The 22,030-nt window shown below is 34.8% G+C and carries 11 protein-coding genes; all 11 read left to right on the top strand.

Annotation, left to right across the window (positions count from 1 at the left end):
- The first annotated feature begins 191 nt into the window (after nt 1-191).
- The 11 genes from IW18_RS21110 (at nt 192) to IW18_RS21055 (ending at nt 21,967) form a co-directional block, all read left to right on the top strand.
- On the top strand, nt 192-1,766 hold the full coding sequence (locus IW18_RS21110; protein WP_041520182.1) for a glycoside hydrolase family 28 protein: 1,575 nt from the start codon (nt 192-194) through the stop codon (nt 1,764-1,766).
- Nucleotides 1,767-1,850: 84 nt separating this feature from the next.
- Nucleotides 1,851-2,768 (top strand): glycoside hydrolase family 43 protein, encoded by a 918-nt coding sequence (locus tag IW18_RS21105; protein ID WP_041520181.1) that lies wholly within the window; start codon nt 1,851-1,853, stop codon nt 2,766-2,768.
- A 57-nt stretch (nt 2,769-2,825) separates the two neighbouring features.
- Nucleotides 2,826-4,691, top strand: coding sequence for a sialidase family protein (locus IW18_RS21100; RefSeq protein ID WP_041520180.1), 1,866 nt, complete (start codon nt 2,826-2,828; stop codon nt 4,689-4,691).
- A gap of 158 nt (nt 4,692-4,849) precedes the next feature.
- A complete protein-coding gene (locus IW18_RS21090; protein ID WP_041520178.1) occupies nt 4,850-7,594 on the top strand; it encodes a glycoside hydrolase family 78 protein in 2,745 nt (914 codons plus the stop codon).
- Between the two features lie 319 nt (nt 7,595-7,913).
- Complete coding sequence (locus tag IW18_RS21085; protein WP_041520177.1) at nt 7,914-9,332, top strand: alpha/beta hydrolase; 1,419 nt, start codon at nt 7,914-7,916, stop codon at nt 9,330-9,332.
- A gap of 242 nt (nt 9,333-9,574) precedes the next feature.
- Nucleotides 9,575-12,031: a glycoside hydrolase family 95 protein gene (locus IW18_RS21080; protein ID WP_052480263.1), complete on the top strand. Its 2,457-nt coding sequence runs from the start codon at nt 9,575-9,577 to the stop codon at nt 12,029-12,031.
- 82 nt (nt 12,032-12,113) lie between these two features.
- Nucleotides 12,114-13,679 (top strand): MGH1-like glycoside hydrolase domain-containing protein, encoded by a 1,566-nt coding sequence (locus tag IW18_RS21075; protein ID WP_041520176.1) that lies wholly within the window; start codon nt 12,114-12,116, stop codon nt 13,677-13,679.
- 218 nt (nt 13,680-13,897) lie between these two features.
- On the top strand, nt 13,898-16,657 hold the full coding sequence (locus IW18_RS21070; RefSeq protein WP_041520175.1) for a glycoside hydrolase family 78 protein: 2,760 nt from the start codon (nt 13,898-13,900) through the stop codon (nt 16,655-16,657).
- 137 nt (nt 16,658-16,794) lie between these two features.
- Entirely contained in the window at nt 16,795-17,940 is a 1,146-nt protein-coding gene (locus tag IW18_RS21065) for a sialidase family protein (protein ID WP_041520174.1), read from the top strand.
- 162 nt (nt 17,941-18,102) lie between these two features.
- Nucleotides 18,103-18,990: a sugar phosphate isomerase/epimerase family protein gene (locus tag IW18_RS21060; RefSeq protein ID WP_041520173.1), complete on the top strand. Its 888-nt coding sequence runs from the start codon at nt 18,103-18,105 to the stop codon at nt 18,988-18,990.
- Nucleotides 18,991-19,237: 247 nt separating this feature from the next.
- On the top strand, nt 19,238-21,967 hold the full coding sequence (locus IW18_RS21055; protein ID WP_041520172.1) for an alpha-d-galacturonidase: 2,730 nt from the start codon (nt 19,238-19,240) through the stop codon (nt 21,965-21,967).
- The last annotated feature ends 63 nt before the right edge of the window (nt 21,968-22,030 follow it).

Below are 22,030 nucleotides of genomic sequence, written 5' to 3'. Positions count from 1 at the left end.
TGTTAATTCTAATTCACAGTAACCACAATATTGTCATTTCGACGAAGGAGAAATCACACAAGTAGTTCGATAACGATTTACGATTTACTTTACAGAGTTTCTAGTGTGATCCCTCGTTCCTCGGGATGACAATAATGAGGATAATCTGCCAGATCTGCAAAAATCTGCGTGAAACCAAAAACAACACAACTATGAAAATCAAAAACATACTAATCATACTAAGCTTCATATTAGGACTAAATACCGCTTTCGCAAACGATGGCTGGTTAAACATCCTAAACGAAGGAGGCAACAACAAAGGAATAAAATGTACCGAAGCTATTCAAAATGCTATCGAAAAAGCATCTAAAAACGGTGGAGGAACAATCTTTTTTCCTGCCGGAGAATATTTAACAGGCGCTTTAAAACTAAAAAGTAATATCACGATTCATTTAGATTCAGGTGCGCTTTTAAAATTTTCAGACAACTTTGATGATTTTTTACCTTATGTAGAAATGCGATATGAAGGATTAGTAATGAAATCTTTCTCACCATTATTTTACGCAAAAGATGTAGAGAATATTACCATTAAAGGAAGAGGTGTAATCGACGGACAAGGAAAAGCATGGTGGAATGAAGTCTACAGAATTGAAACGGCAAAAGGCCCAATTCCGTTAACGAAATATCAAAAAATGTGGGACGAACAAAACCAAGGAATCGTCTATTCAGAATATTACAAAAGAACGATCGATAAAAAGTTTTTCAGACCTTCTTTTTTTCAAGCCTACAATTGCAAAAATATATTGATTGAAGGAGTTACATTTCAAAATTCTCCATTCTGGACCATAAATCCTGAGTTTTGCGATAATGTAACCGTAACAGGAATTTCAATTTTTAATCCGCATTCACCAAATACAGACGGAATTAATCCATCGTCTTGTAAAAATGTTCATATTTCAAACTGTCATATTAGCGTTGGAGATGACTGCATTACCATCAAATCAGGAAGAGACGAAGACGGTCGTAAATATGCAAGACCAACAGAAAATGTTACCATTACCAATTGTACCATGTTAAGCGGTCATGGTGGTGTTGTTATAGGAAGTGAAATGTCTGGTGGAATCAAAAAAGTTACCATTTCAAATTGTGTTTTCGACGGTACAGATCGTGGAATCCGTATAAAAGCGGCACGAGGAAGAGGCGGCGTTGTAGAGGAAATTCGCGTTGACAATATCGTAATGAAAAACATCAAAGAAGAAGCAATTGTATTGAGCCTTTTTTATGATAAAGACACCAAAGTAGAACCCGTAACCGAGAAAACCCCTATTTTCAGAAATATTCATATGAGTAATATTACGGGTTCTAATGTCAACAAAGCCGGACTTATTTTAGGAATCACCGAAATGCCAATTCAAAATATCACTTTCTCTAACATCAATATGGAAGGGAAAGAAGGTTTTACAGTAAATACGGCTACAGATGTAGAATTTCATGATGTAAAAGTAAACGCGTCAATAGGTTCATCATTCAAAATCTCAGATGCTAAAAACATCATTTTAGATAATGTTAGTTCTTCAACACCAGTAAAAGGAGTTCCAGTAATCAAATTAGAAAATGTTTCTAATATGATGATCAATAATAATTTTCCATTCAATGCAACTGATATTTTTATCGAAGCTGATGGAAAAGAAACTAAAAATATTTTCCTGAAAAATAATGTATTTAAAAATGTAAATACAATCGTGAAAAAAGGAAAAGACTTGGATAAAAAAGCAATTACAGAATAGATTGAAATAATACAACAAAGATTTCACAGATTTACACCAATCTAATTCGTGTTAATTGGTGAAATCCGTGTTTAAATTTATAACATGAAAAAAATATTCCTCATCATAACACTTTTCCTTTTTGCGATGGGCTATTCGCAAAAAAAGAAAGACATATATCTTTTTACTTCGTTTCGAGAACCGGCAACAGACGGTTTATATTTAGCATATAGTGAAGACGGATATAATTGGAAAGGATTGGAAGGATCGTTCTTAAAACCGGAAATTGGAGCAAGTAAAATTATGCGTGATCCATCAATTACAAAAGGCGAAGACGGAACATATCATTTGGTCTGGACAACAGATTGGAAAGGCGGAAACGGTTTTGGATATGCTAATTCTAAAGATTTAATTCATTGGTCAAAGCAAGAATACATTCCTGTAATGAAAAACGAACCGGAAGTAGTAAATGTTTGGGCTCCGGAAATTTTTTATGACGATGTAAAAAAAGAATACATTATTATTTGGGCATCGACAATTCCTTTCCGATTTGAAAAAGGAGTCGAAGACGAAAAAAATAATCATAGAATGTATTATGTAACCACAAAAGATTTTAAAACATTTTCGGATACAAAATTATACTACGAACCAGGATTCAGCGTAATTGATTGTGTAATTGTAAAGAAAGGCAAGAAAGATTATGTATTAGTTTTAAAAGACAATACAAGACCAATGCGCAATATAAAAGTAGCCTTTGGAAAATCGCCACTAGGACCATTCGGGAAAAGTTCAGAACCTTTGACAGAATATTTATCAGAAGGGCCAACCGTAGTAAAAGTGGGGAAAAATTGGTTGTTGTATTATGATAATTACGGTTCAAAAAATTATAAAGCATTAAGTACGTCAGATTTTGTTCATTTTGATGATGTTTCATCAAAAATAAGTCTTCCGGAAGGACATAAACATGGAACTATTACCACAATATCTGAAGACGTTTTAAAAGGATTAATTGAAAAGAAATAACTCAACGCAAACCTGACAGGTTTTTAAAACCTGTCAGGTTTAATTACAATAAAAACAATGATTGCTTTCCAAAACATAAAAACCAACATCTTAACTACAGCGTCAATTCTATTGATCTGTACCGCTGTAAATGCACAAAATGACACCGTACGTTATGTTGGTAAAACACTTTCAAATGTAGATTATCATCACGGACAATTAAGTCCCGCAGTTGGAGTTCACGCCACACAAATCATGCGTGCAAGCCGTGAACATCCGGAAAAAGCAGATGGTTTTGGATGGACATACAATCATCAGCCAACAATGGCATATTGGAATAATACTTTTTATTTGCAGTATTTAAGCGATCCTGCTGGAGAACATATTCCGCCGAGCCAGACTTTGATAATGACCTCAAAAGATGGTGAAAGTTGGAAAATGCCAAAAGTAATTTTTCCAATTTACCATATTCCTGACGGATGGAAAAAAGAAGGAGTACAAGGTGTTGCCAAAAATCTGGATGCAATTATGCACCAAAGAATGGGGTTTTATACCTCAAAAGACAAACGACTTTTTGCATTGGCGTATTACGGAATTGCAATGGATGAAAAAGACGATCCAAACGATGGAAAAGGAATTGGACGCGTGATTCGTGAAATCAAAAAAGACGGAAGTTTTGGCGAAATTTATTTCATTAGATACAATAAAACTTGGGACAAATCGAAATCGGCATTTCCATTTTATACACAAGCAAAAGACAAAGGATTAAAAAAAGCCTGTGATGAAATACTTTCAGATCCTTTAGTTTTACAACAATGGGTTGAAGAAGCAGATCGCGATGATGAATTAATTCCGCTAAAAAAGCCATACAAAGCACTTAGTTCTTATCATTTGCCAAACGGAGACGTAGTAGGTTTATGGAAACACGCTTTAACTTCGATCAGTAAAGATGGTGGAAAATCATGGGAATATATGCCACTTCGAGCACCTGGTTTTGTAAATAGCAATGCCAAAATTTGGGGACAAAAAACGTCAGACAATCGTTATGCAACAGTTTATAATCCATCAGAATATCGTTGGCCTTTAGCGATTTCAACAAGTGACGACGGTTTAAATTACAAAGATTTATTATTGGTTCACGGTGAAATAAGTCCAATGCGTTATGGTGGAAACTACAAGTCTGCAGGACCGCAATACGTTCGTGGAATCTCAGAAGGCGACGGAATTCCGCCTGACGGAAAGCTTTGGGTAAGTTATAGCGTAAACAAAGAAGATATTTGGGTAGCGTCTATTCCAGTTCCAGTGACTTCAGTTGTTACCGAAAATGCAAAGGACATTTTTAACGAACTTCCTGACGGACAAGAATTAAAATTATGGAACACATATGATTTGTCTTGGGCATCAACCAAAATCGAAAAGAAAGCCGATGGCAAAAAATGGCTAACCTTAAGAGATCAGGATAATTTTGATTATTCGCGTGCAGAACGCGTCATTCCGTTTGCAGAAAAAATGGAAGTAACTTTTGTGGTTAAACCAGAACAAAATAATCACGGATTATTGCAAGTTGAATTTCAAAACAAACAGGGATTAACAGCCGTAAGATTAACTTTTGATTCGGATGGACAATTGAAAACAAAAACCGGTGCACGTTCTAATACAATTGCAAAATATGAAGCTGGAAAAGAATATAAAGTAAACGTAAAACTGAATGTTAAAACCCGTTCGTACACCATAAAAGTAAACGACGAAAAAGAATCGACAAGAATTTTTTATGCACCCGTAGATGGTTTTGAGCGAATTATGTTCCGTACAGGCGATCAGCGATACACACCAAATCCTGATACAGCGCCAGACACAGACGATTATGATGATTTACCTCAAACAGGAAAACTAATTCCTGAAGCCGTATTTAATATTCAATCGTTGATAACAAAAAAATTATAGAACACGGATGACACTGATTCGCTAAAGCGAAGACGCGGATAAAAACGGATTTTTTATTCGTTTTGTCATAACTAAAAATAATAGAAAAAATCCGTTTTTATCCGTGTTTTTACGAAGTAAATCCGCGTCATCCGTGTACCAAATAGCAACAATAAGAAATGAAGAATTTAAAATATATAGTATTCCTCCTTTTAATAGCATTAGTTTCAAATGCACAAGTTTCCGTTGTTCATTTAACTTGCGAAATGACTGAAAATCCTGTTGCAGTAATTCATACACAGCCAAGACTAAGCTGGCAGTTAACCTCAAAAGAAAATAATACTTCGCAAATAGCGTATCAAATTCTAGTTGCATCAACTGAAGAAAAATTAAAGAAAAACGAAGCTGATGTTTGGGATAGCAGGAAAGTAAATTCAGCTAAAAATCTTCAAATCCTTTTTGGCGGAAGCCCATTAAAAAGCGAAACCAAATATTTTTGGAAAGTAAAAGTATGGGATCAAAATTTTAAAGTTTCGCAATGGAGTAAAACCGCAACTTTTAGAATAGCGCCTTTAGATTCAGCATTAGATCCAATTTGGATTGGAGCAATTACAAAAGCCGACAGTCATTTACCGGAAGGTCGGAATTATCACTCGGCAACTTATAAAAGAGAGAAAAAAGATGCTATTATAAATGCTTCAGACTCTTTATCGCGCAGAAGTATAATACTTCGTAAACCTTTTAAAGTAGCAAAAGAAATCAAAGAAGCCGTTGTTTATATTTCGGGTTTAGGACATTATGAATTAACGATTAATGGCAAGAAAATAGGGAATAGCGAATTTGCTCCATTATGGACAGATTACGATAAAACGGTTAATTATAATACCTACGAATTATCCAGAGAACAACTTAAAAAAGGAGATAATACTGTTGGAGTACTTTTAGGAAACGGAATGTACAATACGCTTGCCGAAAGATATACCAAGTTTTTTGTGAGTTTTGGTCCGCCAACCTTATTCTTTAAAATGAAAATTACGTATAAAGATGGTTCAGAAGAAATCATAAAATCTGACGAAACTTGGAAATACAGTAAAAGTCCAATTACCTACAATAGTATTTTTGGAGGAGAAGATTACAATACCAATTTAGAGCAAAAAGATTGGAACAAAACAGGTTTTAATGATTCAACCTGGAAAAAAGTTGTAGTTCAGGAAGCGCCAAAAGGAGTTTTAAGAGCCCAAACGGCTCCACCAATTACAATTCAAAAACAATACAATGTTGCTTCTGTAAAAGAACTTAAACCCAACTTTTATGTGTTTAATATGGGACAAAATCTTTCGGGATTTCCAACCATAAAAGTAAAAGGAAAAAAAGATCAAACCATTCGTGTTTGGGTTGCGGAAGGATTAAATGAAGACGGAACTATAGCGCAGGGAAGATCAGGAAAACCGTATTATTATGATTATACTTTAAAAGGCGACGGCGTAGAAGAGTGGCAACCAAAATTTAGTTATTATGGTTATCAATACGTTCAGATTGAAAATATTAATTATAAAAAAACTTTAGATAAAAATTTGCCAACATTGGTCGATATAAAATCAAATTTCATTTATAATTCAGCAGGTGAAGCCGGAACTTTTGAATCTTCAAATGTAATTTTCAACAAAGCGCACGAACTGATAAATAATTCTATAAAAAGTAATTTTCAGAGTGTTTTTACAGATTGTCCGCAACGCGAAAAATTGGGTTGGTTAGAAGAAGTACATTTAAACGGCCCGGGATTAATGTTCAATTATAATCTCGAAAGTTATATTCCTGCGATGATGCAAAACATCGAAGATTCGCAAAGAGAAAATGGCTTAATCCCAACAATTGTTCCCGAGTATGTAGTTTTTGGAGGCGATTTTACCGATTCTCCAGAATGGGGCGTAACAGGAGTAATTTTACCATGGATGTATTACCAATATTATGGAGACGCTTCGTTAATCGAAAAATACTATCCTGTAATGAAAAAGTATGTTGATTATTTGGGAACCAAGGCTACAAATCATATCGTTTCGCACGGATTAGGCGATTGGTACGATTACGGAACACATGCAGCAGGATATTCAAAAAATAGTCCAATAGCACTTTCGGCAACTTCACATTACTTTTATGGAGCAAGTTTGGTCGCAAAAGCAGCAAAAATGTTGCATAAAACCGAGGATATTTCTAAATACGAAACCTTAACAGCAGATATAAAAACCGCTTTTAACAAGGAGTTTTTTAATGCTGAAACCAAACAATACGGTACAAATAGCCAGTTTAGTAATGCAGTTCCTGTTTATATGGAAATTGTAGAACCACAGTATAAAGCGGCAGTAATGCAAAATTTATTAGCAGATATAAAAGCAAAAGGCGATCGATTAACAACAGGCGATGTCGGAAATCGCTATTTGTTTCAGGCACTGGCTCAAAATGGAGAAAACGAAACGATGTATAAAATGAACAATCATTACGATGCACCGGGTTATGGTTTTCAGATAAAATTTGGATTAACAACTTTAACAGAACAATGGGATCCAACAAAAGGAAATTCATGGAATCATTTTATGCTTGGGCAAATTGAAGAATGGTTTTATCAAAGTCTGGCCGGAATTGTTCCAGACGATCAAAATCCGGGTTTCAAACATTTTTTTATTCAGCCACAAGTTGTTGGAGATATGACTTTTGTAAAAGCAACCTATAAATCAATCTATGGCGAAATTGCTTCGGCTTGGGAGAAAAAAGACGGAAAGTTAATTCTGAAAGTTGAAATACCTGTGAATACATCGGCAACAATAAAATTGCCAAATGAAAAGAATTCAGAAGTTAAAGTAAATGGAAAAGTGACAAAGTATTTAAATTTTGGATCAGGAAGTTATACCATTGAATGCGAAATATAGCACACGGATTACACGGATTCGCTAAAGCGAAGACGCGGATAAAAACGGATTTATTTAATTCTGATAGAATACATATTGAATAGACTCCAGCTTTAGCTGGAGATTTAAAATATTTAAGTTACACGGCTTTAGCCAAATTAATCAGTTTGGCTAAAGCCTATTACAAAATCAAATTATATACCTCCAGCTAAAGCAGGAGGTAATTTAAAAAGAAGTTTAAAAAGTAAAAAATAAAAATCCGTTTTTATCTGCGTCTTTACGAAGTAAATCCGTGTCATCCGCGTTCAATTTTTAAGTTAGTTTAATAAACCATAAAACAATGAAAATAAAACACATATATATAGCAATTTCATTCTTTGCATTGACAATTTCAAATGCACAAATAACCTCCGATGAAAATTTTAGGAAACCAGTTTGGGAAACGATAAAGAAAATCGAAAAAGCTTTTCATGTTACCATAAACGACGATAGAGGCTTATTAAAAGGAAAAGAACTGGATTATGCCGATTGGAGAATTGAACCTGGAAATCTGGCTATTTCGTTAACCAATATTTTAGCTCCGTTTGAATTAATGTATTTTAAACAACCTGACGGAACTTATATTATCAGAAAATATGAGAATCATAAAGTTTCGGTGGATAAAGGAAAAGAGCGTTTAGATTACTTGACTACTTTATATTCGAATGTAACAGAATGGGAAGCACGCAAGAAAGAATTAAAAGCTTGTATGATAACATCATTTGGATTGGACAAAGCACCACCAATGCCAAAATCGAAACCTATTTTAACACCAAAAAGAATCTATAAAGATTATAGCATTGAGAATATTGGATTAGAAATTTTACCGGGCGTTTATGTTACCGGTTCGATATATAGACCTTATCCATTTAATAAAAAAGCACCTATTATTTTAACGCCAGACGGACATTTTGGTGACGGAAGATATAGAAAAGACGAACAGTATCGTTGCGCTATGATGGCAAAAATGGGAGCCATTGTAGTGAGTTACGATTTGTTTGCGTGGGGAGAATCATTACTTCAATTTCCTGAAGAAACACATAGAAATAGCATTGCGTCAACCGTTCAGGTTTTAAGCGGAATTAGATTATTAGATTATTTAGCAACAACCAAAAACGCCGATGTTTCAAGAGTTGGCGTTACGGGCGGTTCTGGCGGAGGATCACACACTATGTTTTTAGCAGCTTTAGACGATCGAATTACAGTTTCGGCTCCGGTTGTTATGGTTTCTTCACATTTTTCTGGAGGTTGCCCGTGCGAAAGCGGTCGTGGAATTCACCTTTGCGGAAACGGAACCAATAATGCCGAAATCTCAGCAATGATGGCACCAAAACCACAATTAATAGTTTCTGACGGAAAAGACTGGACGCTTGCAGTTCCGGAATTAGAGTTTCCTTTCATCCAAAGAACTTATGTATTGTATGGTAAAAAAGATTTAGTTGAAAATGCTCATTTTGCAAAAGAAGGACACGATTTTGGAATTTCTAAGCGAATGGCTTTATATCCTTTTATGGCAAAATATTTAGGTTTAGATTTAAATAAAGTCAAAAATGCAAAAGGTGAAATCGACGAATCGACTTGTGTAATTGAACCGTATGATAAATTATATGTTTTTGGAAATAAAGCTGAAAACTTACCTAAAAATGCCTTGAAGGATATCAATAAATTATATGAAATGTTTGAAGAGAAAAATAATAAAATTTACGAAGTTAAGAAGTAAAAAAGGTTTGCCACGAATTGCACGAATTTACACGAATGCAATGCGGTTATTTTTTCTGCCACAGATTAAAATGATTGGAAGGATTTTTTCTCTCCATAATCTGCTAGATCTGCGAGAGTAATTTTTCTACACAGATATAGCAGATCAAGCAAATTTTTAATCAGTGTAAATCCTTTTAATCTGTGGCAAAATAAAAAAGAAATTAGTGCCAATTTGTGTAATTCGTGGCAAAAAGAAATATTATGAAGATAAAAAATAAAATAACGGCAATTTGTCTTGGAGTTTTTTCCTTTACAGTAACAGCGCAAACAACAAACGATTTAAAACTTTGGTACGATAAACCGGCTGCAATCTGGAATGAAGCTTTGCCATTAGGTAATGGTCGTTTGGGCGCGATGGTTTTTGGAGATCCTGCTGTGGAACGTTTGCAATTGAACGAAGAAACCATTTGGGCAGGTTCACCAAACAGCAACGCACATTCGAAATCATTAAAAGCTTTGCCAATTGTTCGACAATTAATTTTTGACAGAAAATTTGATGAAGCACAAGAACTGGCAACGCAAGATATCATGTCGCAAACCAACGACGGAATGCCTTATCAAACTTTTGGAAGCGTTTATATTTCTTTTGCAGGACATCAAAAATATACTGATTATTATAGAGATTTAGATATTAGCAATGCCACTGCGAAAGTAAAATACAAAGTAAACGGTGTCGAATTTACAAGAGAAATTCTAACAGCATTTTCAGATCAGGTTATTGTGGTAAAACTTACCGCCAGTCAGCCGGGACAAATTACTTGTAACGTTTTCATGAACAGTCCAATTGATAAAACGGTAGCTTCGACAGAAGAAAATCAAATTATACTTTCTGGTTTAGGTACCAATTTTGAAAGCGTAAAAGGAAAAGTGAAATTTCAGGGACGATTGTCCGCTAAAAATAAAGGTGGAGAAATCAACGCCAGCAATGGAGTTTTGAGCATTAATAAAGCTGATCAAGTAACTTTATACATTTCGATAGCAACCAATTTCAAAAACTACCAAGACATATCAGGCGATGAAATTGCAAAGAGCAAAGAATTTTTGGCTAAAGCCGAAGTAAAAGATTTTGAAACCATAAAAAAAGCTCATGTTGATTATTATCAAAAATTCTTCAATCGAGTTTCTTTTGATTTAGGAACAAATGAATTAGCGAAAAGACCAACAAACGAAAGAATTAGAGATTTCTCTAAACAATTCGATCTGCAATTGGCAAGTTTATATTTTCAATTCGGACGTTATCTTTTAATTTCAAGCTCACAACCGGGTGGTCAACCTGCCAATTTGCAAGGAATTTGGAACGATATGGTTACACCACCGTGGGACAGTAAATACACTACAAACATCAATGCCGAAATGAATTATTGGCCTGCAGAAGTAACTAATCTTTCAGAAATGCACGAGCCGTTTATACAAATGGCAAAAGAATTAAGTGTTACAGGTGCTGAAACAGCCAAAATGATGTACAATGCAAACGGTTGGGTTTTACACCATAATACAGATATTTGGCGAGTAACCGCACCCGTAGATTCGGCAGCATCAGGAATGTGGCCAACAGGTGGTGCGTGGGTAAGTCAGGATTTATGGGAAAGATATTTGTACACAGGTGATAAAAATTACTTAAAAGAGATTTATCCAATAATGAAAGGAGCAGCAGACTTCTTTTTAGATTTTATGGTAATCGATCCTAATACAGGATATTTGGTTGTTGTACCTTCAAGCTCTCCAGAAAACACACATGCAGGCGGGACTGGAAAAGCAACAATAGCTTCGGGAACAACAATGGACAATCAATTGGTTTTTGATCTTTTTTCGAATGTAATAAAAGCTTCAAAAATTGTTTCTCCTGATGAAGTTTATACTAAAAAAATAAGTGAAGCTTTAGCCAAAATGGCACCTATGAAAGTGGGTAAATACAGTCAATTGCAAGAATGGCAGGACGATTGGGATAATCCGGAAGACAAACACAGACACGTTTCGCATTTGTATGGATTATTTCCGAGTAATCAGATTTCACCAATTAAAACACCAGAATTATTTGAAGCCGCTAAGAACTCTCTAAATTATAGAGGCGACGAATCTACAGGTTGGTCAATGGGTTGGAAAGTTTGTTGGTGGGCAAGATTATTAGATGGCAATCATGCCTATAAATTGCTACAAGATCAATTGCATTTGGTAACAGCAGAACAAAGAAAAGGCGGCGGAACGTATCCAAATATGTTAGATGCACATCAACCATTTCAGATCGATGGAAACTTTGGTTGTACGGCAGGAATTGCCGAAATGCTAATGCAAAGTCAGGAAGATGCCATTCAGTTATTACCCGCTTTACCAAGTGTGTGGAAAAACGGAAACATCAAAGGATTAGTTACTCGAGGCGGATTTGTAATCGATATGACTTGGAAAAACAATAAGGTTTTAGAGTTAAAAATCTATTCGAAAATAGGTGGAAACTGTAGATTGAAAGTAGAGAATACGTTGAAAGGTTCTTCAATCAAAAAAGCTAAAGGAAACAATCCAAATCCTTTATTTTATAATGTTGAAGTAAAGAAACCGATTATTTCGGATCAAGCGAAACTGGAAAAGGTAAAATTGCCAAATTACAATGTTTACGATGTGAATATGAAAGCAGGGCAGACTTTCACTTTTTACGGGAATTAAAATATAACGTATTAAACCCGACAGGTTTTTAAAACCTGTCGGGTTTGCGCACAATTTGTAAAAGAATAAATTAGAACAAAACATGTTACAACATTTCAAACATAAAATAATAGCCCTTTCAATAGTAATTGCTTGTTTAAATAGCAGTTGCAAAACAGGTGCAAACCATTCAAAAGGAACAGCAGTTATCTTAAAAGAAAAAAGCTTCAAACATTATGTTGATTATTTCAACACGATGGAAGATGAGAATTTAAAATTTGCAATTCCAAATGATTCGGCTTGGACATGGATGGAAAAAAATATTCCATTGTTTGAATGTCCGCAGCAAAATTTTGAAGAAATCTATTATTTCCGTTGGTGGAGCGCTCGTAAACATATCAAAAAAACACCACAAGGATATGCCATTACAGAGTTTTTGGTAGATCGTTCGTATGCTGATAAATACAATATGATAAGTTGTGCTTTGGGACATCATATCAACGAATTTAGATGGTTGCACAATCCTGAATATTTAGAGCAGGATGTTCATTTATGGTTTAGAGGAAACGACGGAAAGCCAATGAAAAAGCTTCGTACTTTTAGCAGTTGGACAGCAGATGCTTTGTACAATCGTTATTTGGTTAATAAAGATGATAAGTTTTTACTAGATATGTATCCTGATTTGGTTGCTGAATATGCAGCTTGGGAAGGTGATAGAAAACGTAAAGACGGTTTATTCTGGCAATTTGATGTAAAAGACGGAATGGAAGAATCGTTAAGTGGAGCCAGAAAATTTAGAAATGCACGCCCGACAATAAATAGTTATATGTTTGGAAATGCTGTGGCATTATCTAAAATTGCAAAACTAAAAGGAGATGCAAAACAAGAAAGTTATTTTGAGGCAAAGGCCGATACATTACAAAGATTAGTTGAAACTAAATTATGGAATACTAAAAGTGAATTTTTTGAAACTTTTACAGAAAAAGACACTTTAGCACAGGTAAGAGAAGCAATTGGATTTATCCCATGGTATTTTAATTTACCACAAAAAGACAAAGGTTTCGAAAAAGCGTGGGAACAAATTAAGGACGAAAAAGGATTTTCGGCTCCTTTTGGTTTAACAACAGCAGAACGCAGAAGTCCGCGTTTTAGATCGCACGGAACTGGAACATGCGAATGGGATGGCGCAATTTGGCCTTTTGCAAGTTCACAGACTTTAACCGCTTTGGCGAATGTATTGAACAATTACGATCAGAATTTTGTTGGTAAAACAGATTATTTCAAACAAATGAATTTGTATGTAGAATCACAATATTACAGAGGAAGACCTTATCTTGGTGAATATTTAGACGAAACAACCGGATATTGGTTAATGGGCGACAGAGAGCGTAGCCGTTATTACAACCATTCAACTTTTAATGATTTGATGATTACAGGTTTGGTTGGTTTACGCCCGAGAGCAGATGAAAAGATAGAAGTAAATCCGTTGATTCCACAAGAAAAATGGGATTGGTTTTGTTTGGATAATGTTTTGTATCACGGCAATATAATTACAATTATTTGGGATAAAACCGGAGAAAAGTATAAAAAAGGAAAAGGTTTCAGAATCCTTAAAAACGGAAAACAAATTGCGGTTTCTGAGAGATTGGAGAAGTTGGTTTCTGAGTAAATTGAAAATAGTTAGGCTGAATTTTTTCACGCAGATTTTAAACAGATATAAGCAGATTAAAAAGGATTTTATTATTATTATTATTATTATTATTATTATGTGGATAATTTGTGGTTTTCTGACATGAGAAATATGAGAATAAAATCTGCAAATATCAGCTTAAATCTGCAAAATCTGCGTGAAATACAATCATCGCAAAGACAATAAAATATAATACCATGAAAAAGTTTTTTTTACATCTTACATTCATCATCATAACATTGATTTCAGTTTCGGCGAAAGCCCAAAATAAAATCAACGTAACCGAATTGCAATGCGAAATGCTCAATAATCCCGAAGGAATTGATGTCGTTCAGCCTAGACTTAGCTGGCAAATAAAAGCAGATGTGAATGATGTAAAACAAACCGCATATCAAATTATCGTTGCTTCGACTTTAGAAAACTTAAATGCTAATAAAGCCGATTTATGGGACAGTGGAAAAATAACAAGCGATCAATCTAGCAATGTTACTTATAAAGGAAAAAAGTTAGAAGACAGAAAAGATGCATTTTGGAAAGTAATTGTCTGGACGAACAAAGGCGAAATTCAATCGGCAAATTCAGCTCATTTCAGTATGGGAATTTTGAATTATGCTAATTGGAAATCAACACGTTGGATTGGTTACGAAAAAGCTTCAATTGGAGATAGTATTACTCAATATTCAAGATTATCAGCAAGATACTTTCGAAAAGAAATTAACTTAAAAAAGCAAATCAAAAGTGCCAAGGTTTACATCATGGGTATGGGTTTGTATGAGTTATACATTAACGGAAATAAAATTGGAGATCAGGTTTTGGCACCCGTTCCTACAGATTATACTAAAAATGTAAAATACAATGTTTTTGATGTGACTTCTCAGTTGAAAGAAGGCAAAAATATGTTGGGAACTATTTTAGGAAACGGACGTTTTTTTACGATGCGTCAGGATTTTAAGCCCTATAAAATTAAAACTTTTGGATACCCAAAAATGGCGTTGCAACTATTTGTAGAATATACAGATGGAAGCAAAGAAGTTATTAGAACTGATGATACCTGGAAAGTAACTACAAACGGACCTATTTTATCTAATAATGAATATGATGGCGAGGAATACGATGCACGCAAAGAAATGAAAAATTGGAATACTACCAATTTTGATGATAAAAAATGGTTTTTGGCTGAATATGTGCAAGAACCGGGTGGTTTTTATGAAGCTCAAATGACTCCGAATATGAAAATTATGGGAGAAGTAAAACCAATTTCAATCAAACAAACTTCTAGAGGAACTTATATTTTGGACATGGGTCAGAATATGGTGGGCTGGTTACAACTAAAAGTGAAAGGAAAAAGTGGAGACCAAATAAAGCTAAAGTTTGCCGAATCATTACAAGCCGATGGATCTTTGTATATCGAAAATTTACGCGATGCAAGAACTACAGATGTTTATACTTTAAAAGGTGAAGGCGAAGAAACTTGGGAGCCAACCTTTGTATTTCATGGTTTCCGTTTTGTAGAAGTTACCGGATTTACAACTAAACCAACTATAGATAATTTTGTTGGAAAGGTAGTTTATGACGATATTAAAACAACTGGAACTTTTGAATCTTCTAATCCGATAATGAATCAGATTTTTAAAAATGCATATTGGGGAATTAGAGGAAATTATAAAGGAATGCCAATCGATTGTCCGCAACGAAACGAGCGTCAGCCTTGGTTAGGAGACAGAACAACCGGAGCTTATGGCGAAAGCTTTTTATTCGATAATCAAACCTTATACGCGAAATGGCTGGATGATATTAAAAACGCACAAACTGCCGATGGTGGAATTCCGGATGTTGCGCCTGCATTTTGGCGTTATTACGGAGACAATGTAACCTGGCCCGGAACTTATATTACAGTTGCTGATATGTTGTATCAGCAATTTGGAGATAAAAAAGTCGTAGAAAAGCATTATCCATCCATGAAAAAATGGATTGTTTACATGGAACAAAATTATTTGGTTAAGGATTTAATGACCAAAGACAAATACGGAGATTGGTGTGTTCCGCCAGAATCATTAGAATTAATTCACTCAAAAGACTCAGCAAGAACCACAAACGGAGAATTAATTGCGAGTGCATTTTACTATCATTTATTGCAAAAAATGAAAAAGTTTGCAACAATTGACGGAAATAATACTGACGATATTAAATATTACGACTCACTTTCTGAAAGAATTAAAACAGCATTTAATGCCAAGTTTTTTAATGCAGCAAAAAATAATTATGGCAATAATACCGTAACGGCAAATTTACTTCCGTTAGCTTTTGGAATGGTTCCGGAAAATCTTCAGTCTAAAGTATTTGATAATATAGTTCATGAAGTCGAAGTAACTTACAAAGGTCATATTAGTACAGGAGTTATTGGAACGCAATTTTTAATGCGAACCTTATCTGAATATGGAAGACCTGATTTGAGTTACAAATTGGCTTCAAATGACACGTACCCAAGTTGGGGTTATATGGCCAAAAATGGCGCAACCACTATTTGGGAATTATGGAATGGAAACACTGCCGATCCTAAAATGAATTCGCAAAATCACGTAATGCTTTTGGGCGATTTATTGATTTGGTATTATGAAAATATGGCCGGCATTAAGAGTAATCCTGAAACTCCGGGTTTCAAACAAATTATTATGAAACCAGATTTCGAAACGGGCTTAACATACGTAAACGCATCTTACGAATCTATTTACGGAACGATTAATAGTGATTGGAAAAAGGATAAAAAGGCTTTGCAATGGAAAATTACAATTCCGGCAAATACTACCGCATTAGTTTATTTGCCAACAAATAGTATTACTAATGTGAGTTTAAATTCTAATAAAATAGACAAATCTTCATCAAATTACAAAGTCGAAAACAATACAATTGTCTTGACATTGTCATCAGGTTCTTACAATATTAGCGTTAAACGTTAATTTTAAAAATTTCGGGACAGTACAGGATACATTTTTAATTTTTTAGTGTCATTTTTACATTTATTAAATAATTTTGTGCGAAAAATTATTTAGAATGCATTAATACTCAAAAATTTTAATTCAAAATAAAATTAAGAATGAAGATTGTAAAATTGACTTTGGTCTTATTTAGTTTATTTCTTTTAGGAAGTTGTAAAACTGCTTTGCAGCAAAAAACATGGAAAGAAGGTATTTTAGTAGATGAATTTATTTACGATAAAGCACCATATCCGTCTTGTCACGCCGTTACAATTGTCGAAGCTACAAACGGAGATTTAGTTTCGTCTTGGTTTGGAGGAACGCATGAAAGACATCCTGATGTTTGTATTTATGTAAGCATTAAACCTAAAGGAAGTGATAAATGGAGCGAAGGTGTAAAAGTTGCCGATGGTGTAATTAAAGAAGGGCCAAGATTACCAACTTGGAATCCTGTTTTATATCAAGTTCCGGGTGGCGATTTAATGCTTTTTTACAAAATAGGTCCAAAACCATCTGAATGGTGGGGCGTAATCAGAACTTCATCTGATGGCGGAAAAACTTGGTCTGAAGCAAAAAAAATGCCTGATGGTTTCTTAGGACCAATTAAAAACAAACCAGTTTTATTAAGTAACGGAACCTTATTATGTCCATCAAGTATAGAAGGTGACGGTTGGAGACTTCGTATGGAAAGTACACCAGATTTTGGAAAAACATGGGTAATGGGGGATACACTTTCAAGAGGAAAACAAAAGATCAATGCCATTCAGCCAAGTATATTATTCCATAAAGACGGTAGTATTCAAGCCATTGGAAGAACCAGAAACAGAGCTGTTTTTAGCACATTCTCAAAAGATAACGGAAAAACCTGGTCAGATTTAGAATTGATAGGTTTACCAAATAATAACTCAGGAACAGATGCCGTAACACTTAAAGACGGAAGACATTTGTTAGTTTACAACCACGTTTTGCCACCGGGAACAGAAGCGAAAGGACCAAGAACGCCATTGAATGTTTCAGTTTCTAAAGACGGAATTAACTGGAATGCGGCTTTGGTTTTAGAAGATTCAAAAATCAGTCAATATTCTTATCCGTCAATGATTCAAAGTTCAGACGGAATGGTTCATATCGTTTATACCTGGAGGAGAGAAAAACTGAAATATGTAAAAATCGATCCAAGTAAATTAAAAACACTTCCTATTAAAAACGGAATCTGGCCAGGCGACGAAAACAAAGTCGTAACCGCAGTTAAGGCAGAAGAAGAGTAATTTTAAAAAGATACTTGCCACAGATTAAAAGGATTCAATTGATTAAAAAAAATCTGCTAAATCTGCGTGAAAAATTTTACTCTCGCAGATTTAGCAGATTATGGATATTAATTAGAAAAAATCATTCTAATCCTTTTAATCTGTGGCAAAAAAAAAATAAGCATGAAATCTAAAAGAAATTTAATTATTGCAATGCTTGTTGTTTTGTCAACGACTTTCAATAGTTGTGCAACAGCTCAGTCCTCTAAAAACAAACAACAATACAAAGTTGCAGTTTGCGATTGGATGATTTTAAAAAGACAAAAGCTTGGCTCTTTCACTCTGGCGGCAGAAATAAAAGCTGACGGAATCGAACTGGATATGGGAGGTTTAGGAAACAGACCAACTTTTGATAGTAAATTGGGTGATCCGGTCGAAAGACAAAAGTTCCTTGATAAATCAAAAGAGTTAAATGTTGGTATAAGTTCGATTGCGATGTCAGGATTTTATGCGCAATCTTTTGCCAAAAGAGAAACTATTGCACCAATGATCGAAGATTGCGTAAAAGCAATGAAGGACATGAAAGTAAAAGTGGCTTATTTACCGCTTGGTACAGAAAGTGATTTGAATAAAAATCCTGAATTGCGTCCTGTAATTGTCGAGAGATTAAAATGGGCAGGCAAACAAGTAGGTAAAATTGGAGGTGTTATTGCAATCGAAACTTCATTGAGCGCTACCGAAGAGAAAAAACTACTAGAAGAAATTGATTCAAAATATATTAAAAGCTCTTTTAACTTCGCTAATGCTGCTGATAACGGTAGAGATATTCCATCTGAATTAAAAATTTTAGGCAAGAAGCATTTGGCTCAAATTCATGCTTCAAACACAGACAAAGTTTGGTTAGAAAATGATAAGGCGATTAATATGCCTGAGATAAAGAAAACGCTTGACGAAATGAAATGGAGCGGTTGGTTAATTGTAGAGCGTTCTCGTGACGTAGCTCAAGTACATAATGTTAAGGCCAATTATGGCGCAAATGTGGCATATTTAAAAAAGATTTTTCAAAACTAATTTTTATAGCCACAGATTAAGTGGATTAGAAAGATTTTTTTAATCTGTGAAAATCCTTTAATCTGTGGCAAAAGAATAAATCTCATTTTTGTCATTTCGATCCCGAGGCTTCGGGAGAGAAATCATACTATCCCGAAGTGTCGGGACGCAATCAAAATCGCCAATCTTTGTCGATTCACGAGTTTGATTTGTCCTTGGTCGAAACGACAAACTAGAAGAGAATTTTAATGAATAAAAACAGCATAGCATGAAATATTTACAATTACTTTTTTTAGGTTTCTACGTCTCTTTCGCAACAGCGCAAAATGTTACTATTGTTAGTGATTCAAAATCACCAAGAGCACAGTTTGGAGCTGAAAAATTATCGGAAACATTATCTGCCAAAGGATTTAAAACAACATCGTCTAATAAAATAGCAAAGTCAAAAAATCAGGTAATCGTTATTGGCGAAAAAGGAACTGATTTTTGGAAACAGAACGCAAAAAGTGCGAAAATCGACGACAGTAAACTGACTAAGAAAGAAGGTTTTCAAATTCGTACTCAAAAAAATATTATTTACGTAGAAGGAACTGACGCATCAGGAGCTTTGTATGGTGCAATGGAATTAGTAGATTGCATCAAAGATTCAGGGAAACTTCCATCAGAAATAAATATAGAGGACAGTCCGGAAATGGTTTTAAGAGGTGCTTGTATTGGTATGCAAAAAACGACCTATCTTCCGGGAAGAGATGTTTACGAATATCCGTATACACCAGAAACATTTCCTTGGTTTTATGATAAAAAACTTTGGATAAAGTATCTGGATATGTTGGTGGAAAACCGCATGAATTCTTTGTATTTATGGAACGGACATCCTTTTGCTTCATTGGTAAAACTAAAAGATTATCCGTTTGCCTTAGAGGTTAGTGAAGAAGATTTCAAAAAAAACGAAGAAGTCTATAAATTCCTGACCGAAGAAGCGAACAAAAGAGGAATTTGGGTGATACAGATGTTTTACAATATTATAGTTTCTAAGCCTTTTGCAGAGCATTATAATATGAAAACGCAAGATCGTTCAAGGCCAATTACACCTTTACTTTCTGATTATACCAGAAAATCGATTGCTGCTTTTATCGAAAAATATCCAAATGTTGGATTGCTAGTTTGCCTTGGAGAAGCCATAAATACAATTGATGATGATGTAGAATGGTTTACCAAAACAATTATTCCAGGAGTTCAGGACGGATTAAAAGCGCTGGGAAGAACTGATGAACCACCAATTATTTTGCGTTCTCATGATACAGATGGGCCTTTGGTGATGGAAAAATCACTTCCGTTATATAAAAATCTGTATACAGAAAGTAAATATACAGGAGAGTCTTTAACGACTTATACACCGGGAGGACCTTGGGGCGAAACGCATAAACAGTTAAGCGCCTTAAAGTCAATTCATATCGAAAACGTTCATATTTTGGCAAATTTAGAGCCATTTAGATACGGTTCACCAGATTTTATTCAAAAAACAGTTAAAGCTATGCACAGTGTTCACGGTGCAAATGCGCTGCATTTATATCCGCAAGCATCATATTGGGATTGGCCATATTCTGCAGATAAAACCAAAGCGGGCGAGCGAATACTCGAAATGGATCGTGACTGGATTTGGTACAAGGCTTGGGCAAGATATGCTTGGGACAGTAAAAGAGACAGAAATGAAGAGGTTAAATTTTGGGATACAGATTTGGCTTCGAAATACGGAACAGATACAGAAGCTGCCAATAACATCTTAAAAGCATACGAAGAAACAGGAGAAATTGCTCCAAAAACTTTAAGACGTTTTGGAATTACCGAAGGAAACCGTCAAACTTTATTATTAGGAATGTTCGAAAGCCAATTGGTAAATCCATCAAAATGGCGCGTTTATCCGGGATTTCATGAATCGTGCGGACCCGCAGGAGAATTGCTTTTAGAATATGCTAAAAAAGAATGGAATAAAGAACCGCATTCCGGTGAACTTCCAACTCAAATTATTGCCGAAATTACGGAACACGGAAGATTGGCTGTTGAGGCAATTGATAAGGCCGAAGCAAGTGTTACAAAAGACAAAGAAGAATTTGAACGTCTTAAAAATGATATTCATGCTTATAAGGCTTTCGCCGATTTCTTCTCAGAAAAAGTAAAAGCAGCTTTATTAGTTTTAAGATACAGTTATTCAAACGATATTGCCGATTTAGACAAAGCGATGCCTCATTTAGAGAAAAGTATCGAGTATTACGAATTATTGGTGAAGCTAACGAAAGATACTTATTACTACGCTAATAGTATGCAAACGGCTCAACGACGAATCCCGATTGGTGGAGACGATGGAAACAACAAAACGTGGGCAGAATTATTACCTCATTATGAGCGTGAATTGGTTAATTTTAAAAGAAATTTAGACTTACTAAAATCATCCAAAGATGGTAAAATAGTAACCAAAGAAGCTAAACCATGGCAAACCGCAGAGGTAACTTTATTGAGTGAAAGCAAAGGAACTTATGCCGTAAAAAACGGAACAAAAGTTTATGGAACACCAATTTCTGAACTTACAAAAGTAGCACCGGAACTGCAAAATCTGAAAGGAATTACATTTGATGAAACTTCTCAAAATGAGAACGGAACACACTTGAAATTCAAAAATACTAAAGCCGTAAAATTGGTTGTAGGCTATTTTAATTCAGATCAAAAAAGATTTTTGTTTCCGCCAAGTTTAGAAACAGATGCAGCAGGAAATGCACACGGTCAAGCCGAAGTAATTTTGGCAAGTGCAATGAATTTGAAAGAATTACCACGTGTAAATATTCATACCTACACATTTGAGGCGGGCGAAAATAAATTATATTTAGGCAAAGGAAGAGTATTGATTTTAGGATTTATAGATGCAAATCAAACCATTACACCACGCGATGTTGGTTATATCGATGCAGGAGAAAAAGGCGCAATAGATTGGTTGTTTTATTAGAATTTAATACATCGGTTCGAGTTAAACCTGACGGGTTTTAAAAACCCGTCAGGTTTGCTTTGA

The organism is Flavobacterium hibernum (assembly GCF_000832125.1).
Lineage (GTDB): Bacteria > Bacteroidota > Bacteroidia > Flavobacteriales > Flavobacteriaceae > Flavobacterium > Flavobacterium hibernum.
This window is presented reverse-complemented; position numbering and strand designations above follow the sequence as displayed.

Coding starts and splice junctions, on each gene's coding strand:
- IW18_RS21110 (WP_041520182.1), top strand. CDS start 192: ATGAAAATCAAAAACATACTAATCATACTAAGCTTCATATTAGGACTA.
- IW18_RS21105 (WP_041520181.1), top strand. CDS start 1,851: ATGAAAAAAATATTCCTCATCATAACACTTTTCCTTTTTGCGATGGGC.
- IW18_RS21100 (WP_041520180.1), top strand. CDS start 2,826: ATGATTGCTTTCCAAAACATAAAAACCAACATCTTAACTACAGCGTCA.
- IW18_RS21090 (WP_041520178.1), top strand. CDS start 4,850: ATGAAGAATTTAAAATATATAGTATTCCTCCTTTTAATAGCATTAGTT.
- IW18_RS21085 (WP_041520177.1), top strand. CDS start 7,914: ATGAAAATAAAACACATATATATAGCAATTTCATTCTTTGCATTGACA.
- IW18_RS21080 (WP_052480263.1), top strand. CDS start 9,575: ATGAAGATAAAAAATAAAATAACGGCAATTTGTCTTGGAGTTTTTTCC.
- IW18_RS21075 (WP_041520176.1), top strand. CDS start 12,114: ATGTTACAACATTTCAAACATAAAATAATAGCCCTTTCAATAGTAATT.
- IW18_RS21070 (WP_041520175.1), top strand. CDS start 13,898: ATGAAAAAGTTTTTTTTACATCTTACATTCATCATCATAACATTGATT.
- IW18_RS21065 (WP_041520174.1), top strand. CDS start 16,795: ATGAAGATTGTAAAATTGACTTTGGTCTTATTTAGTTTATTTCTTTTA.
- IW18_RS21060 (WP_041520173.1), top strand. CDS start 18,103: ATGAAATCTAAAAGAAATTTAATTATTGCAATGCTTGTTGTTTTGTCA.
- IW18_RS21055 (WP_041520172.1), top strand. CDS start 19,238: ATGAAATATTTACAATTACTTTTTTTAGGTTTCTACGTCTCTTTCGCA.